At 38.1% G+C, this 16,763-nt stretch carries 11 protein-coding genes; 3 read left to right on the top strand and 8 right to left on the bottom strand.

Features of this window, described 5'->3' with window-relative positions:
• Positions 1–173: 173 nt before the first annotated feature.
• From ACY10D_RS03765 to ACY10D_RS03775, 3 genes are all read right to left on the bottom strand, one after another.
• Positions 174–1,877 carry a Mur ligase family protein gene (locus ACY10D_RS03765; protein ID WP_486999439.1) on the bottom strand — a complete coding sequence of 568 codons (1,704 nt, stop codon included), beginning with the start codon at positions 1,875–1,877 and terminating at the stop codon, positions 174–176.
• 9 nt (positions 1,878–1,886) lie between these two features.
• Positions 1,887–4,700, bottom strand: a complete 2,814-nt coding sequence (cphA, locus tag ACY10D_RS03770) for a cyanophycin synthetase (RefSeq protein ID WP_486999440.1) — start codon at positions 4,698–4,700, stop codon at positions 1,887–1,889.
• A 332-nt stretch (positions 4,701–5,032) separates the two neighbouring features.
• On the bottom strand, positions 5,033–6,397 hold the full coding sequence (locus tag ACY10D_RS03775) for an L-serine ammonia-lyase (RefSeq protein WP_486999441.1): 1,365 nt from the start codon (positions 6,395–6,397) through the stop codon (positions 5,033–5,035).
• A 115-nt stretch (positions 6,398–6,512) separates the two neighbouring features.
• On the opposite strand from ACY10D_RS03775, the gene asd reads away from it, so the two are divergent.
• From asd to ACY10D_RS03790, 3 genes are all read left to right on the top strand, one after another.
• Positions 6,513–7,349 carry an archaetidylserine decarboxylase gene (asd, locus tag ACY10D_RS03780; RefSeq protein WP_486999442.1) on the top strand — a complete coding sequence of 279 codons (837 nt, stop codon included), beginning with the start codon at positions 6,513–6,515 and terminating at the stop codon, positions 7,347–7,349.
• A gap of 100 nt (positions 7,350–7,449) precedes the next feature.
• Entirely contained in the window at positions 7,450–8,574 is a 1,125-nt protein-coding gene (locus ACY10D_RS03785) for a CaiB/BaiF CoA transferase family protein (protein ID WP_486999443.1), read from the top strand.
• The gene (locus ACY10D_RS03790; protein WP_486999444.1) at positions 8,543–10,984 is read left to right on the top strand and encodes a mechanosensitive ion channel family protein; all 2,442 of its coding nucleotides are present in this window, start codon (positions 8,543–8,545) and stop codon (positions 10,982–10,984) included. Before ACY10D_RS03785 ends, ACY10D_RS03790 begins: the two co-directional genes overlap by 32 nt.
• Before the next feature lie 208 nt (positions 10,985–11,192).
• On the opposite strand, the gene ACY10D_RS03795 is transcribed toward ACY10D_RS03790, so the two are convergent.
• The 5 genes from ACY10D_RS03795 to ACY10D_RS03815 form a co-directional block, all read right to left on the bottom strand.
• Positions 11,193–11,957, bottom strand: coding sequence for an enoyl-CoA hydratase-related protein (locus tag ACY10D_RS03795; RefSeq protein ID WP_486999445.1), 765 nt, complete (start codon positions 11,955–11,957; stop codon positions 11,193–11,195).
• Between the two features lie 225 nt (positions 11,958–12,182).
• Positions 12,183–12,371 carry a hypothetical protein gene (locus ACY10D_RS03800; RefSeq protein ID WP_486999446.1) on the bottom strand — a complete coding sequence of 63 codons (189 nt, stop codon included), beginning with the start codon at positions 12,369–12,371 and terminating at the stop codon, positions 12,183–12,185.
• Between the two features lie 145 nt (positions 12,372–12,516).
• Positions 12,517–12,648 (bottom strand): hypothetical protein, encoded by a 132-nt coding sequence (locus ACY10D_RS03805; protein WP_486999447.1) that lies wholly within the window; start codon positions 12,646–12,648, stop codon positions 12,517–12,519.
• On the bottom strand, positions 12,620–13,828 hold the full coding sequence (locus tag ACY10D_RS03810) for a pyridoxal phosphate-dependent aminotransferase (protein ID WP_486999448.1): 1,209 nt from the start codon (positions 13,826–13,828) through the stop codon (positions 12,620–12,622). Before ACY10D_RS03810 ends, ACY10D_RS03805 begins: the two co-directional genes overlap by 29 nt.
• Before the next feature lie 40 nt (positions 13,829–13,868).
• A complete protein-coding gene (locus ACY10D_RS03815; protein ID WP_486999449.1) occupies positions 13,869–16,700 on the bottom strand; it encodes an ATP-binding protein in 2,832 nt (943 codons plus the stop codon).
• Between the last annotated feature and the right edge of the window lie 63 nt (positions 16,701–16,763).

The following is a 16,763-nucleotide window of genomic DNA, read 5'->3' on the forward strand; positions in this document are numbered from 1 at the left end:
CCCCTCTTTGCAAGAGGGGTGGCAGCCGTAGGCTGACGGGGTGTTTATAAAGTCATAGTTTTTCTAAAGTGCGTAACTTCATTTAGCAATATATACCGCCTACAAACCATCTTACAGTATTTCTGTCATTGAACACCACAAAATGATTTATGAGCCGTATAGTTATCAAATAGTCAATCACAATATGTCTTCACCAGTGCACCAATTTCAGCAATATGATCATGACAACACAAGACACACACATCACCTTGTTGCAATTGCGATAATAGCAGCTTTGCCCCAGACAACTCATCTTCAACCAAACGTATTGTATCTTTTTCCTGACCAAAACGAACTAGTGATGCTGAAATTTTCATGGGAATTTCTCCTTCATTAGCACCACGCAAATATTTCTTAAGCTCTTTGATTACAATCTCATGTGGCTTATACTCAGCAATTACTTTTGAGCTATCATCAATCAAATTGATTCTGTCTCCTGTTGTGCCAAACAACAAACTCAGCTTACCGTCTTTTGTTTGATACGCTTGTGCCAAGGATAAAATTGCCTTAAATCCTGCTGGATTATGCGCAAAATCAATAATCACTTTTGCACCTGATTTGAGTGTGTAGATATTAGCGCGCCCTTGATTTTCTTTCTCTGTATTTTGATAAGCACATAACGCCGCTATTATTTTCTCAAAAGCAATACCCAATGCAAAAGCCAAAGCTATTGCATGTAAAGCGTTCTCAATATTATGTTTTGCATGACCATTCATCGTTAACGGCACATCATTAACATTAGCTAATGTTTTTTCTTTACCTTGGTGCCACCAGATAAAACAATCATCAGCAACATAACAAGCATGGTCATTTATTGTTAATTGATTTAACACCTGAGGTGAAATTTTTGTTTGGCTTATTAAAATTTTAGGGTTTGTTAGTTGGTTAACCAACTCACGCAAAAGCGCATCATCCATGTTGATCACGGCAAAACTGTTTTCTTTGGCTAACGCGCGATAAACAATGCATTTGGCATCAAACAAATCGTTTAAGGTTTCAACACCATCCTCACCCATATGATCATAAGAAACATTGGTGACCGTTGCTGCTGAAACTTGTGTTTCTATCAAGCCACGTTTTAACAATCCACCACGAGCTGATTCTAAAACAGCTACTTCAACACTTGGATTGGTGAGCACAAATTGATGTCCTGTAGGTCCTGAATAATCGCCTTGATCAATAATTTCACCATTAATAGCAACCCAATCCGTTGAAGCATAACCACTTACCTTACCAGCATGTTGACAGATAAAATTCGTCAAACGCACTGTTGTCGTTTTGCCATTGGTTCCGGTAACAATGACCTGTGGAATATCATAAATATCTTGCCATGGTAGCGATAAATAATCATCGGTTAATAATGATAATTTATAACGACCAACACCAGAACCTACATAAGCGTGATCTTTTTCTCTAAAGATATTTAAACCATGTGATTTGGCATTAGCATGCAGTATACGATAGGCAAGATTTTGCTCTTCTTGAATGGCTTGAAGTAAGCTTGCCTTTTGCGATTCATCTAATGTCAAAACGTCATTATTTAAGAATTCATAACATGCCGCGTACCATGTGTAATCAATAACATCACAACTGGCAAGCAAGATATCACACGGTGCAGTAAACGCTAAACGCAAGCCCTCGCTATACGCCTTATGTGCTAGCTTATACTCAGAGAAACCAAATAAAGGCAACAGTCGTTCACAGTTTTTTTGCCATAGTTTAATAAGCACTTCTTGATTTGTCTTAAGTGGAATATCAAGCACAACACCCGTCTCATTAAAAAACAAATTAGGTCCAACTAAACGCCTTGAATAACCTTCAGGAATTTCATGCATCATTACACCTACTTAATCGGCATCTTCTTCAACAATAGCAACAAGGCGCACACCACGCTCATCGGCAATAATACCACCTTGCATCATCTCTACAATCTCTTGTGCCAAACCATGATTTTTGCTTAATTCAATCGTTGCATTTGATTTGCTTGTTGTCGTGTTATCAACTGTTTCACCCTCTTTATTAAAATGAATAATCTGCTTCCACGTGCGTTTGATATTATCTGCAAACACCACCAAAAGATCACCTGCATTGGCATGTTGTAATGCATGATCAACCGCTTCTTGCTCACTTTCAATAATCTGAATGCTATTTGCAGAAATTCCAGCTTCTAGCAATGCTTCTTTTAATTTGTGTGGAATTTCACCAAACTTACGCCCTCTTAAACCATCATCTTGCTTACATATAAACTGATCAAAATAAGGTGCTACCGCCTTAGCAATATTAGCAATATCCTGATCACGTCTATCCCCAGGAGCTGCAATCACGCAGGTTTTGATACCTTTAGTATCAATCTGCTCAACCAACTTACCCATTGCTAAAACAGCCGCTGGATTATGACCATAGTCCATTAAGACCTTAAATGGATGTTCATCAAACCAGTTCATACGTCCTGGTGCTTGATAAAATGAGGTTGTAAAGGTTCTTAGGCCATTTTTAATATCATCTAAGCTCATATTCATACTATAAGCAATCGCCACGGCAAACATGGCATTTTGTACATTGTGGACTGCTCGCCCTTCCATTGTTGCAGGAATCAAATGCGTCCATAATACCGGCATGTGAATATGATTATCAAAGATGGTGATCATGTCACCATTAACCCCTTTCTCAATAACAACGGCCTTGCCCCCTGCACGAATATGCTCTTTGACCAATGCGTGCTCTGGATTCATCGTCACATACATAATGTGCTCAGCTTGTGTATAAGCAGATAATTTTAAGCAATGCGGATCATCAGCATTTAATACAGCAACATCGCGTGCTGCATCAGTCACGATACGTTTCACTTCTGCTAGTTCTTCTAGTGTATTAATACCCTTAAGTCCCATATGATCCTCAGCGATATTAATGCAAGCACCGACATTGCAATAATCATAACCCAAACCACTTCTAAGCAAACCACCACGTGCCGTTTCAAACACAGCCACATCAACATTAGGGTCACGCAATACCATTTGTGCTGATTTTGGCCCTGTCATATCGCCTGCGACACTTAATTTACCATTGACATAAACACCATCAGTTGTGGTAAAGCCGACACATTTACCAGCGATCTTCCACATATGGGCAACCATGCGTGTTGTCGTTGTTTTTCCATTGGTACCAGTAATTGCTGCAATTGGAATACGCGCACGCTCTGTATCAGGAAATAACATATCCATCACTGCACCTGCGACATCGCGTGGATAACCTTCACTTGGTGATACATGCATTCTAAAGCCAGGTGCTGCATTAACCTCACAAATACCTCCACCGATTTCTTGATAAGATTGGGTAATATCAGGAGATAGGAAATCAACTCCACCAACATCCAAACCAATGGCAGTAACTGCGCGCTCTGCCATCTCACGATTATCTGGATGTACCACATCGGTTAAATCAATCGCCGTACCACCGGTTGAAAGATTCGCTGTTTTGCGTAAATAGCAAATTTCACCCATAGGCAAAACACTCTCTGAGGTTAGCCCGGCTTTTTCTAATAGCGTCAATGCTTGATGATCAAGTTCAAGACGCGTTAATACCTTCTCATGCCCGACACCGCGCCTTGGGTCTTTATTGACAATATCAATTAGCTCAGCAATCGTGTGCTCACCATCGCCAACAACATGCCCAGGAACGCGTTTCGCCACAGCGACTAATTTACCATTAACGACCAACATCCGATGATCAAAACCTTCAATATATTGCTCTAAAACAACCCAACGACCATGCTCTTTTGCCACTGCAAATGCTTGTTTTAAACCTTCATCATCTTGAATATTAATGCTTATACCACGACCGTGATTACCGTTTAATGGCTTAACAACCAATGGATAACCCAGATGGCGGGCAATGGATAATGCATCACTTTCGTGACGCACGCTGCGTTGCTTAGGTACAGGGAGTCCCAAACCATTTAAAATGATGTTGGTTTGTTCTTTATCACAAGATATCTCAACAGCGATATGTTTAGTTTCACCGGTAATGGTTGCCTGAATACGTTTTTGATATTTGCCATGACCGAATTGCACTAAAGATTGGTCATTTAATCGAATATATGGAATATCGCGCTTTGTCGCGGCTTCCACCAATGATCCAGTACTTGGACCAAACTCTTTGCTTTGGGCAAACTTAATAAAGCGAATCTTCTCATTTTCAAAATCAAAATCTTTAAGATCGACATTCAGCACTTGCTGTAGCTCTTGAGGTAAAAGAGAAATCAGTAAATCACGTGCTAAGAAGCTCGCCTGCAAACCAACATCTTTTTGCTTATACTCAAACACCATATTGTATTGTCTTGGCTCACCGGTACTACGCGTTTTACCAAAGCTTACATTGCTACCTGCAACATCCTGAAGCTCAATCGCCACATGCTCCCAAATATGCCCCATCCATGTACCTTCATCCTCGCGCATGCGTCGTATAAAACCACCTGGCTCACGATAGGAGCAACCATGTTCTTTCAGTCCCGGAAGCGCCTCAACCAAAGCATCAATAAAATCAGCACCGAGCTTTGCCGATGGCCACTCTTCTAAAATACCCAAGTCAATAACATGTCTAATGACTGGAAAGTTGGCATAGACATTTGGTCCAATATAGACATTCGTGGATAGTATTTGCATTGTATTCTCCCTATGTGTAACTTTTCTCCAAAGATATTGACTGTTAGAATAAACAAAGTTAAACCCTTTGTATAGCAGACATTGACGCTTCTTGTATCAATTTTTTTGTATTTTAACGTTCCATATTGACTATGACCATATTCCTGCCCACTTTAATTGTATAAGCGTTGGCTGAGCGTAAATCGAAGCCTTTATGAAGTATGATTTTCCAAAGCTACCACACTTCGACTAACGCTCAGTGCATCGCTTCGAATTACGCTCAGGGTACGGTGAGCACTTGTGGGTGAACATTTAGTCTTATCCTCCATATTCTATGCATAATTACTATATTTCTAACATGCTGGTAAATTCACGGCTAGGCCACCAAGTGACGTTTCTTTGTATTTAGTGGACATGTCTTTACCTGTTTCTTTCATCGTCTGAATCACTTGATCTAAGCTTACATGATGCTCACCATCGCCTAGTAGTGACAGCTTAGCACCATTGACTGCTTGTACTGCACCCATGGCATTTCTCTCAATGCATGGAATTTGTACCAAACCACCAATCGGATCACAGGTTAGCCCTAAATTATGCTCCATGCCCATCTCTGCGGCATTTTCGACTTGTTCAACATTGCCACCTAGAAGTGCACAAAGCCCCGCTGCCGCCATTGAGCATGCCACACCAACCTCACCTTGGCAGCCTACTTCGGCTGCTGAAATTGAAGCACCCTTTTTAAATAAAATGCCAATAGCCGCCGTTGTTAACAAATAATCAATAATCTCTTTTTTTGTGGTGAAGGGATGGCTTAACACATGATGTTTTAATACAGCAGGAATCACGCCTGCCGCCCCATTGGTTGGTGCTGTAACCACCTTGCCACCGGCGGCATTCTCTTCATTAACAGCAATGGCAAAAACATTAAGCCAATTAAGATCCTTGATATCTAAACGCGATTCTTCCAAACGTGTTTTAAGTTTATACGCTCGACGTTTAACTGATAACCCCCCTGGAAGTTCGCCATCTGTTTGTAATCCGTTTTCAATGGATTCATCCATCACCTGCCAGATTGCTAACACACCTTCTTCAACTTCATTCTTATCACGCAACGCGCATTCATTGGCCATCATTAAGTCGGCTATACTCATCTGGTGTTTCTCACACAGATCTAACAACTCTTTAGCCGTTGCAAATGGATAAGGTACGGCGTGCGCATCAACGGGAGCTGGATCATTGTGTAAATGCATCTCATGCTCATCTAAGATAAAGCCACCACCAACTGAGAAATACTTCAATGTATCAAGTTTTTCACCTTGCGCATCCCATAGCGTAAACAACATACCATTGGCATGCTCTGGTAGCGCCTCATTATAGTGAAATATCAAATCAGCTGTATAATCAAAATCAATTTCATAAGATTCCAATAATTTCATCTTTTTGGTTTTAATAATCTGATCATAACAAAGTGCAGCTGCATTAATATCAATACTGTGTGGCTCAAAACCTGCAGATCCCAAAATACATGCATAATCTGTTTTGTGCCCTTTTCCTGTCAATGCTAGTGACCCAAAAAGCTCAATTGTAAAGCGCTTAGTCTCTTGCAATGCAACTTGATGTTTTTGTAAAAATCGAAAGGCTGCACGCATTGGACCCACTGTGTGTGATGATGACGGTCCTACACCAATAGAAAACAAATCAAAAATACTAATATTCATAAACTCACCCTTAAAAAAGCCCATTTACCTTAAAAAACCTGCTTACAATAAATCAGTGGCTGGCAGATGTAAAATAATTTACAATGCCAGCCAAAAATATATCGCTTAATACTGCATGTTTAAAGATACCTTATTTCTAACGCTTCAAAAAATATTACCACAAGCCTGTTTATCACGCCTTGCCGGTAAGCTTGCTAACTGTGAAAACCCTATAATTAAAAATAAATTAATTCACCTTGCGATGAAACGTTTTGATATTGAATTAAGCAATGCATTAATCGACGATTCGACACGCTATGCTAGTTTTAACGATTTTTTCACCCGCAAATTAAAACCTGAAGCGCGCCTTATTGATCCAAATGATAACAGTATTATCTCGCCAGCTGATGGCAAAATCACCCAAGCAGGTTTAATCACCGAAGGCAAATTAATTCAAGCCAAAGGCAAATATTTTTCATTAAAGGCACTTACAGCGGATACGGCAAAAGAGAACTATACGGATTTCTCAGTGATTTATTTATCCCCTTCGGATTATCATCGTGTGCATATGCCAATTGACGGGAAGCTGACACGCATGACTTATGTTCCAGGCAAATTGTTTTCAGTCAATGAATTAACCGCGGAAAATATCGATGGGCTCTTCGCCAAGAATGAGCGCCTGATTTGTTACTTTGATACTGCTATTGGTGAAATTGCCGTTATTTTTGTGGGTGCAATGCTTGTTGCAGGAATTGAAACCGTTTGGCACAAGTTAGTTGCGCCTAACTACTACAGCAAAGTGACACACTTTGATTATTCTGATCAAAACTTACATTTTAATAAAGGTGATGAGATTGGTTTATTTAATTTTGGTTCAACGATTATCACACTTTTTCCCGACAATAAAATCGCATGGCAAGCGAATATCATGGGAAAAATTAATATGGGGCAACCAATCGCCAGATCTATCTAAAAGCACTTACCATGATTTAAAATATAAAATATCAGCAAAGCAATTTTTTTTATCTATACTCAAACTTGTCAAAAGCTAAAAGTAAAACAAGGAGTTTGTGATGAAACCATTTGACGGATTATTAATCGCTGATTTTACCCATGTGTTATCAGGACCGTTTTGCACCATGCTATTGTGCGATCTAGGTGCCAGAGTAATCAAGCTTGAGCGCCCCGAAGTTGGTGAAGATTCACGCCAATTCGGTCCCTTTATCGATGGTATTTCCATGTATTTTGAAACAGTTAATCGAGGCAAAGAAAGTGTTGGTGTTAATCTTAAAGATCATAATGATCTAGCACTTGTTAAAAACATTATCAAACAGGCCGATGTTGTGGTTGAGAACTTCCGCCCAGGCACCATGGCTAAGCTTGGTCTTGATTATGATGCGCTTTGTAAGATTAATCCTCGGGTAATTTTCGCCTCTATCTCAGGCTTTGGACAATCTGGCTCGATGTCACAGCTACCTGCCTATGATGAGTTAATTCAAGCGATGAGTGGCTTTATGAGTGTCACCGGTGAGCCTGATGGTCCACCAATTAAAGCAGGTCCCTCAGTTTCTGATATGCTTGCTGGTGTGTATTGCTTCTCGGCAATTGCCACAGCGCTTTATCAGCGTGAGAAAACAGGCAAAGGTTGTCAAATTGATATTGCCATGTTTGATGCGATGTTGTCATTTTTAGAAAGTGACGTCGTCTCCGATAAAATGTTGCATAAAATCCCCAGTCGGATTGGCAACAAACACCCCAATATCTCACCCTTTAGCACCTTTAAGTGTAAAGATGATGATATTGTTATTTGTGCGGCAACTGATAAGCTTTTTGCTTCTGCTTGTGACGTTATGGGACTTGATCAACTTAAAAATGATCCAAAATGCCAGAGCAATAAAGATCGCTTAGCACATAACGATCTTATAAAAGCTGCCTTTGAAAAGTCGCTTGGTAACGATACTGTCGCTAACTGGTATGACAAGTTTGTTAAAGTCGGTGTTCCAGCAGGACCTATTAATAATGTCAATCAAGCCCTTAATCTTAAGGTCGTTAAAGAGCGTGATATGATTGTCAAAGCTGGGAAATATGCTCTGCCCGGATGTCCATTGAAATTCTCAACCAATAAGGAGACCGGCACAAGAAAAGAAGCACCTAAGGTAGATGCTGATGGCGCCAAAATTAAAAAAGAATTTAAATAACCGCTCTTTTATCATGCAGTTGACTTATATTCTATGCTTTCGCCTCTGGCGTATGTTTTATCGTGGACTTACTGCCGTATTTTTATTTATTTGTTTCTCACATATGGTATTTGCACAACAACTTAAAGATAACAATCAGCCAACGATAATGGCAGCCCATTACGACGTCTTGTTAACTGCTTTTAACACTGATTTACGCATTACACAAACACTATTACACGATATTAAGCTTCGGATATATGAGCCTGATATTAGCCAAAAACAATATGCCTTTTTTGCCAAACAATTAGATTTCGTACTCCAAAAATTCTATCAATATCAAACCCAACTGATTAATGAAAGACATAAACTAAGTCATGAACTGTCTTATTTTGAAGAAACCAGTCAACCAGAATCTATTCGTGATTTGAGTCATGGTATTGCACTATTTAAACGTGTGCATGGTGGTATTAATAAACTCAAAGAGGCACAACAACAAGCACAAGAAATCATTAAAGCAACAAACCATCTACTGCTGAAACTCTCCGATCATGAACGTTTAATCAATGAGATTAAAGAGCTGAGATCAACACCATTTATGATCTCACCACATTCGTTTGCAAGGTCATTTAAAGAGCTTAAAGCATATTTTAACAATACTAATTTCAAGAAACATCATCTGATTGTACCCACCAAGGAGCAACTTATCTTAGGTGTGTTATTGCTACTATTGCTACTGGCAAATGTGATTTATCGTAAGCGACTGCAAGCTAAACTTTACCTTTATCTGCGCCATTATGTTTATCATTATATCTATCTGCGCGTGTTTTCTGCCTATTTTAACGAGCTTAGCTACTTATTTGCACGTAGTATTTTTCCAGCATCTTTGCTGTATCTTATCTACTGCGTTATTTTCATTGATCAAGATCCACTTAATATTATTAATATAATGATTAACGCCTTGGTACTGAGCTTGATCTTTTATATATTATTTAGTACCACCATCAGAAATTTACTACATCTTAATTCATCTCAAAATAAATCTAGTCATCGGTATGTTCGCCCTTTAGCCCTTGTGAGCTCAATGATTGTTTTCATAGAACATATTAACCCGATTGCTTTTGGCTTTAATATCGAGCCATTTCTTATTGACTATACTTATGCACGCGTTTTTTGCATGCTTATCTTAGGTATTGTTCAACTCATATTACTCATAAAGCTATATTTGATTTACGCCAAAACACACCACTTTCATTCAAGTCGCTATGGCTTACTTGTCTTACATTTTCTGCTCATACTCTATAGCTTATATGTTGTGATGGTGCTTATCGGTTTTGGCAATCTGGCATCGATTGGCTTTTATAAGTTATTGCAAACCTTATGGGTAATTTATATCGCCAGTCAAATAACACGTTTGATTGCTTTTTTATTAACACCATTAAGTGCGCTTAAGCTCCAACGTATTACTCCGCGCAAAAAACATACCAAAGCCCATGCGGTTGTTGTCTACCACTGGCTAAAGCTCATTGGCATTATTATTAGCTATATGTCTGCGCTACTTCTTATTACCCTATTATGGGGTGTTGAAGCCAATGAGTTAAATGCGATGATAGTTTATCTTTTTACGACACCTTTTCCTATCAGTGACAATCAGATTTTTTCTGTTATGCATATTATCAACGCATTGGCTATTTTTCTCATTTGCTACGTGGCTTTATTGATTATAAAATGGATGATTCAACGCCTGATTATTCATTATTTAACCATAGAAATTGGTACAAAATATGCGCTTGATAAATGTCTTAACTATCTGGTATTTATTTTTGCGATTGTTATTCTTATTTACGCCATGGGGGTTAGCACACATGCATTAACTTTTATCATCAGTGGTTTATCGATTGGTATTGGTTTTGCACTACAAGATGTAATCAAAAACTTTTTCTCAGGGTTTATTCTGCTGATTGAGCGCCCTATTAAGGTTGGCGATATGGTGCATTCTGGTAATGACTTAGGATTTGTTAAACATATCAATATTCGCACAACCATTATCGAAACATTTGATAAAAACACCTTAGTCATTCCGAATAGTATTCTGATCAATGATAAATTAAGCAATGAAACCATTAATCCTTTAAGTCGCGCTAGCATTAGTATTGGTGTTGGTTATAACAGTGATCCTGAAGTAGTGAAAAATATCCTATTACAAGTTGCTAAGAATAATCAGTATGTCTTTGATGATCCTAAACCATCGGTGAAATTTAATGACTTTGGCGACTCAGCACTTATTTTTGTCCTTAAGGCTTTTGTTAATAAGCTTGAGCAAAGCAAAGCAGAAGACAGCCTCAGACACGAGATTTTTGCAGCCTTTAAAGTCCATAATATCGATATTCCTTTTCCACAATTAGATATTCAATTTAAAAATATGCAATGATTTTCTTAAGGTACCACCACAACAGATATGGTGCGACTAGCGTTGGAAGTAGTGGGTATTTACTGACTTCTGTCTAATCACTCCCAGTATTCTAAATTACTTAAACTCTTTTCTTATCTTCGCCATTGCTTCAGTAAAATCCAATACTAATACATCGATCTAAAACACGTGACATTTTTCTCTACTTGAATCTTTTGATTTTTCATTTTTACTTCTTATGATGAATCTTAGCAATAAGTGCTTCGACACGTTTAGTAAATTGTGGACTATTTAAAATCTTATGTCTCGACTCCTCAATAGCGACGCCTTCATCATAATTAATCGTAACATCATTAGCCAAAACATTAAGCTGAAATTTACTATTAGCAACCCCTTCAGCACAACAACTAATAATTGCCTGACAGACCTCATCAACACGTGTTGAAAGTGATGCACTATCACTAAAAATAGCATTAAAAATTCCTGCATGATAGGCATCCATGGCATCGATGCTACTAGCGCTAAAAAATAGCTCTTTGGCTTTATGAATACTCATGACTGACAACCAATTTTGGTAATTGCGTAATGAGAAAGGCACGCCCATTTTATTAGCGGTAATAATCACTTTGCTGTCATTGGTGGCATAAACCATGTCACAAACCATCAGCATGTGTAAAGCACCTGCATAAACAGCACCTTCGACTTGGGCAATAATAGGTAAAGGTGATGCCGTCATCGCATCAAACATTTCAAACATCGGATCATTGGTAATCTCATCGACTGATGTCAGCTCATTTAAATCATGCCCTGCTGAAAATATGCCATGAGAAATATTGGCTTTAAGCACAATCACACGCTGTTTTTTGCGTTTTGCCTCATGAATAAATTGTGTAACGGCTTTTGACATCTCACTATCAAAAGCATTGCGTTTATCACCATTATTGATCGTAATTGTTGTGATTTTGTCATTGTGTTGACAGAGTATCTTGTCCATTGAAATATCTCCTTGCGGTTTTACAAACCAAACGCAATGCGTCGGTGCTCCTAAGTATAGCGCAAGATTTTTAGAACAGACATTTGTTCAGTTGGTTTTTCAAACTTTACCCTTTTTTACGATTGTTAATCTGTCTTACCTCTTTTAACCAATATGCATAAATTACGCACATCGTGAACTGATGCGCTAGCTAATACATTTAACTAATACGATGCAGTGTTACTGTTACATACCATCTGAGCCTGTCATTGATATGCTCGGGGTATCTTGAACTGGCTGAACAAGTGACTGTTTGTAAGTTTTATTTGAGCTTGATACATAATCAGTCCCTGCATAAGCCGCTGCTAAATTGCCTGCTAAGAAAATACCGATAAACATCAATGCAATCGCTTTAAAAAATTTGTTCTTTTTCATCTTAAGTGCTCCTTTAATTATTTAATTACTGTTCATTTTTCTGGGGTGAGTGTTATAACACTTATCCATCATCGATAATCAAAATTAATAAAAGCTTAAGGTGTCACAGCAAATATAAATAGTTTTAAAAAATCAAATTTAATAGCTAAATTTCAATAATAATTTCGCTTGAAGCAGCACGAAACTTTTTTGGCAAATCCATGGCACTATAACCAAATGCACACATCACACCTGAGAAATCAAAATCATCAAAATTGATTTGTTGTTTGTTTAACATAATCAACTAAGCGTCCCATGGCATCTTTTAAAACACTAACATCATCTGCACAGCTAAGGCGTAGATAACCTGGTGCGCCAAAGGCTGACCCTGGCATAACAGCCAAATGCTTAGTTTCTAATAAATGCAAACAAAAACTCACATCATCTTTAAAGCCTAATGCTTCAATAATTGGCTGCACATAAGGAAATAAATAAAAGGTTGTTTCAGGTAATAGACAATCAATCTCTGGCACACTTTGTAACGCCCCATAACAAAAATTGACACGTTCTTGATATGTAGTTAGCTGTTCAAATAGTGCTGATCTTGGTAAGTTGAGTGCTTCTATCGCGGCATACTGTGAGATAGAACACGCGCATGACATCGATTGTGACTGATAACGCTTGAGCATATTGACCATATCCTCGGGTGCGATGATATAGCCAATACGCCATCCTGCCATCGCATAACTTTTGGATACGCCATTAACAATGGCGTAACGCGATTTTAACTCAGGCGCCACTTCAATCAATGTCAATGGACGATCTCCCCAATAAAGCATATCGTAAATATCATCACTAATAATCCAAACATCGGGATAATCTTTTAATACGCGAGCGATCATATTTAATGTTTCTTTATAATATATCGCGCCGGTTGGGTTATGTGGAATATTAAGCACTAATGCCTTTGTTTTGGCAGTTAATTTCGCTCTTAAGTCATGCTCCGTTGGCTGAAAATCATTGTGATGCGTTGTCTCAACGACTACCGGTTTACCATGCGCAAGCTTGATCATATCAGGATAAGATGTCCAAAAAGGTGAGAAGAAAAGCACTTCATCACCCTCATTTAAAATACAATTAAAAATGTTGTATAGACTGTGCTTAGCTCCTGTCGTTACACACACTTCATTGTTTTGGAAATTAAGCTGATAATCGCGGCTGTAACGTTTAATAATTGCCTCTTTTAGTTCGGTAATACCGTCTACTGGTGTATATTGTGTGCGATTTTCATCAATCGCTTTTTTAGCCGCCTCTTTAACCTCATTCGGTGAATGAAAGCCTGGTTCGCCAACAGCCAAAGAAATCACATCTTGATGCCCTGCTTTAATAAGACTTGCTGCACGCGCTGCCATTTCAGCGGCTTTTGAACCTTCGACATTCAGTACGCGCTGACTAAAGCGTTTTGCTTGATCTAACATTTAGCTTTCACTCCTTAAAATTCTTGACTCAACTTATTGATTATATTGATTGATGATAAGCATCTATTGTTTTATCACAAACTATTATAAATTGCTCATACTTCTCTAGCACAATGGCATCAATCGTATAATTATTATGCTGAAACGCCTTTTCAAGGTTTGCCAATTTATTTTTAAGCACGGGCACACCACAGTAACTAGCCCCGCCGTGAAGCTTATGTACCAAATCTCTTAAGCGTTTACCTTCATTATTTTCATAAGCAGTTACAATTTCTTCAACGGCATCACTTAAAGAGTTCATAAATGCCGCCAACATCTCTTTAGCAAAAGCAATATTGCCGCCTGCTAATCCTGAAGCAAGCTCAATATCAATATATTTTTTGCTCTCTTTTGTATCACTACGTTGAATTATTTCATTCATTATTTGTTGATCTTGATTCATTTGATCATGTTGGTCATTTACAGCATTTCCAACGTGCATTGTGGTATCACGGTTACCTAAGTAATGTATCAACAGTTCAGATAATGCATTATCATCAATCGGCTTAATTTGGATGGCATCAAAACCCTCTTTTAACAGGCTCTCACCTTGTCCTTCAACGACATCTGCTGTCACTGCAATGATAGGTACATCACGATAGCGCGCATCTTGACGCAAGGCATGGCATAGCTCAACACCATCCATCTCAGGCATATGTACATCAGTTAAGACCATCCTGAAATTTTGCTTTTCTATTAATGACAAGGCCTCTTTTGCACTAAAGGCATCAACTGGGGCGTAACCTTTTGTTTTCAACAAAATATGCAAAAGCTTTAAATTAATAGGATTATCATCAACGATAAGTATCGAATTTTCTGCTTGCATATTAGGTATGTCATCTACCGTGTCAGCCTCTTTTGTTTCACTCAACTCAAGAGAATTCTCTAAAAAAGAGACCAGTTTATTCGGCTTATATGGGTAATTTAAACAATTCTTAAGACCTAGCTTATGTGTATAATCAAACAGTTCATTTAACGGCATATTAGCAATAATAAAGATATCTGCTTGGGTAAATGATTGTAAATCCATGATTAAGGATTGTTTTAGTTTCTGCATCTTAGGTAAAGTATTATAAATCAACACAATATCAACTGTATCTTGCTCAACCACAGCATCAATCAATGTGGTTTCACTGTCACAATAAATATATTCAATACCAAATAGTGCAATATGTGCAAGAAACATCTCTCCAGCATATTGACTCTGGCTATAAATAATAAGCTTCTTAACACTTATCGACTTTGTTTCTTCAACGGTTTGAGCTGAGACTTTATCAAAGAACACATTAAAATTAAAGCATGCCCCTTGATCTAACTCACTTTCAACATGAATCTCCCCACCCATTTTTTCAATAAGTGTTTTACTAATAGTAAGTCCCAGTCCAGTGCCTCCATATTTGCGACTGGTTGATAAATCCGCTTGGGTAAATGCATGAAAAAGTTTATCAATTTGCGCTTGAGATAAGCCAATACCTGTGTCTTTAACTTTAATACATATTTCAACTTGGTGTTGATGTGTTGCTTTTAAATCAACATTGACACAGACACTTCCTTGCTCGGTAAACTTCAATGCATTGCTCACAAGATTCGTTAAAATTTGGCAAAATCTTAACGCATCACCCATAACCATTTGCGGCAATTGTGGGCCTAGTAATACACCAAAGTCAATCTGTTGTTCAATGACTTTGGGTTTAAACAGCATTATGCAGTTGGTGATTTCTTCGCGTAGATCAAAAGGTTGATATTCAAGAGTCAAGTTTCCTGATTCAATCTTTGAGAAATCCAGAATATCGTTAATAATACTCAACAGATTATTAGAAGATAATATAATTGTTTCTAAATACTCACGTTGCAAAGAACTCAGATTGCTTTTTGCTAATAAATCTAAAAAGCCTAACACCCCATTCATGGGTGTGCGGATCTCATGACTCATATTTGCCAAGAATTTACTTTTTATCTCGCTCGCTTCAATTGCTTCTTTGCGTGCTTGATCTAATTGAACATTTTGGCGCTCAATCGTTTTCAACGTATGTCTTAACTCTCTTGTTGCTTGTTTGATATTGCGCTGCATTTCCTGATGGGCATTATTAAGCGATAGCGCCATACTATTGACACCTTCTTCAAGGTTCTTAAGCTCGCCAGGTGGATTGCCATCAAGCTTAGTATCTAACGCACCTTCTTTAATACGCTTCACTGCATTAATAATATCAAAAAGCGGATTGATCAAATCTCCACTTAAACGTAGTCCAAATAAGATACTTACCGTTAACCCAATCAACACAATAAGCAATGTTGCAATAATTGCCTGATATTGATTCATAATCGTGTTTTCGCGACTAAGCGTAATCACGACCCAACCAATACGTTGGTCTTTCTCCGTATAAAGCTTACCAACACTTTTTTCTTTTGGGTTAACTGTGCGTGAAATAACTGGTGCTAAAAACTGAATATTTTTATGCCCTTCTTGCATAAAGATTTTTTTACTCATCAAGTCTGAATTTTCTTTGAAAAAATGAGGGTTTACTTGTGGAATTCTACCCGTGAATGTTAATAAATCACCATCACTGTCATAAATCGCAGCCATGCGCACATCTGGATAGCTTAAAATATTATCCGTGACATTTTGTAAGATAATCTTGCTGTCAAAGTACAGACCATATTCAGAGGCGGCAACAAGTTCAGTAGTAACTGCCTCACCACGAATATATAGATTACGATCCAAATCAGAAAAGCGCATACTGATAAAATAAAAACCAAGCAAGGCTGACACTGTCAGTGTTGGTAATAAGGTTAATAAAATCATCCGACCGCGGATGCCAACATTTTTAAGCATAAGATGTGCTTTTGATTTAGCGCGTTTAATGATGAATTATATCACCCATAAATCATTTTGCAG

This window comes from Cysteiniphilum sp. (genome assembly GCF_057495195.1).

Bases quoted from the DNA above. Each gene is read 5' to 3' on its own strand.
- ACY10D_RS03765 (WP_486999439.1), bottom strand. From the start codon at position 1,877: ATGATGCATGAAATTCCTGAAGGTTATTCAAGGCGTTTAGTTGGACCT.
- cphA (WP_486999440.1), bottom strand. From the start codon at position 4,700: ATGCAAATACTATCCACGAATGTCTATATTGGACCAAATGTCTATGCC.
- ACY10D_RS03775 (WP_486999441.1), bottom strand. From the start codon at position 6,397: ATGAATATTAGTATTTTTGATTTGTTTTCTATTGGTGTAGGACCGTCA.
- asd (WP_486999442.1), top strand. From the start codon at position 6,513: ATGTTTAAAGATACCTTATTTCTAACGCTTCAAAAAATATTACCACAA.
- ACY10D_RS03785 (WP_486999443.1), top strand. From the start codon at position 7,450: ATGAAACCATTTGACGGATTATTAATCGCTGATTTTACCCATGTGTTA.
- ACY10D_RS03790 (WP_486999444.1), top strand. From the start codon at position 8,543: ATGGCGCCAAAATTAAAAAAGAATTTAAATAACCGCTCTTTTATCATG.
- ACY10D_RS03795 (WP_486999445.1), bottom strand. From the start codon at position 11,957: ATGGACAAGATACTCTGTCAACACAATGACAAAATCACAACAATTACG.
- ACY10D_RS03800 (WP_486999446.1), bottom strand. From the start codon at position 12,371: ATGAAAAAGAACAAATTTTTTAAAGCGATTGCATTGATGTTTATCGGT.
- ACY10D_RS03805 (WP_486999447.1), bottom strand. From the start codon at position 12,648: ATGTTAAACAAACAACAAATCAATTTTGATGATTTTGATTTCTCAGGT.
- ACY10D_RS03810 (WP_486999448.1), bottom strand. From the start codon at position 13,828: ATGTTAGATCAAGCAAAACGCTTTAGTCAGCGCGTACTGAATGTCGAA.
- ACY10D_RS03815 (WP_486999449.1), bottom strand. From the start codon at position 16,700: ATGCTTAAAAATGTTGGCATCCGCGGTCGGATGATTTTATTAACCTTA.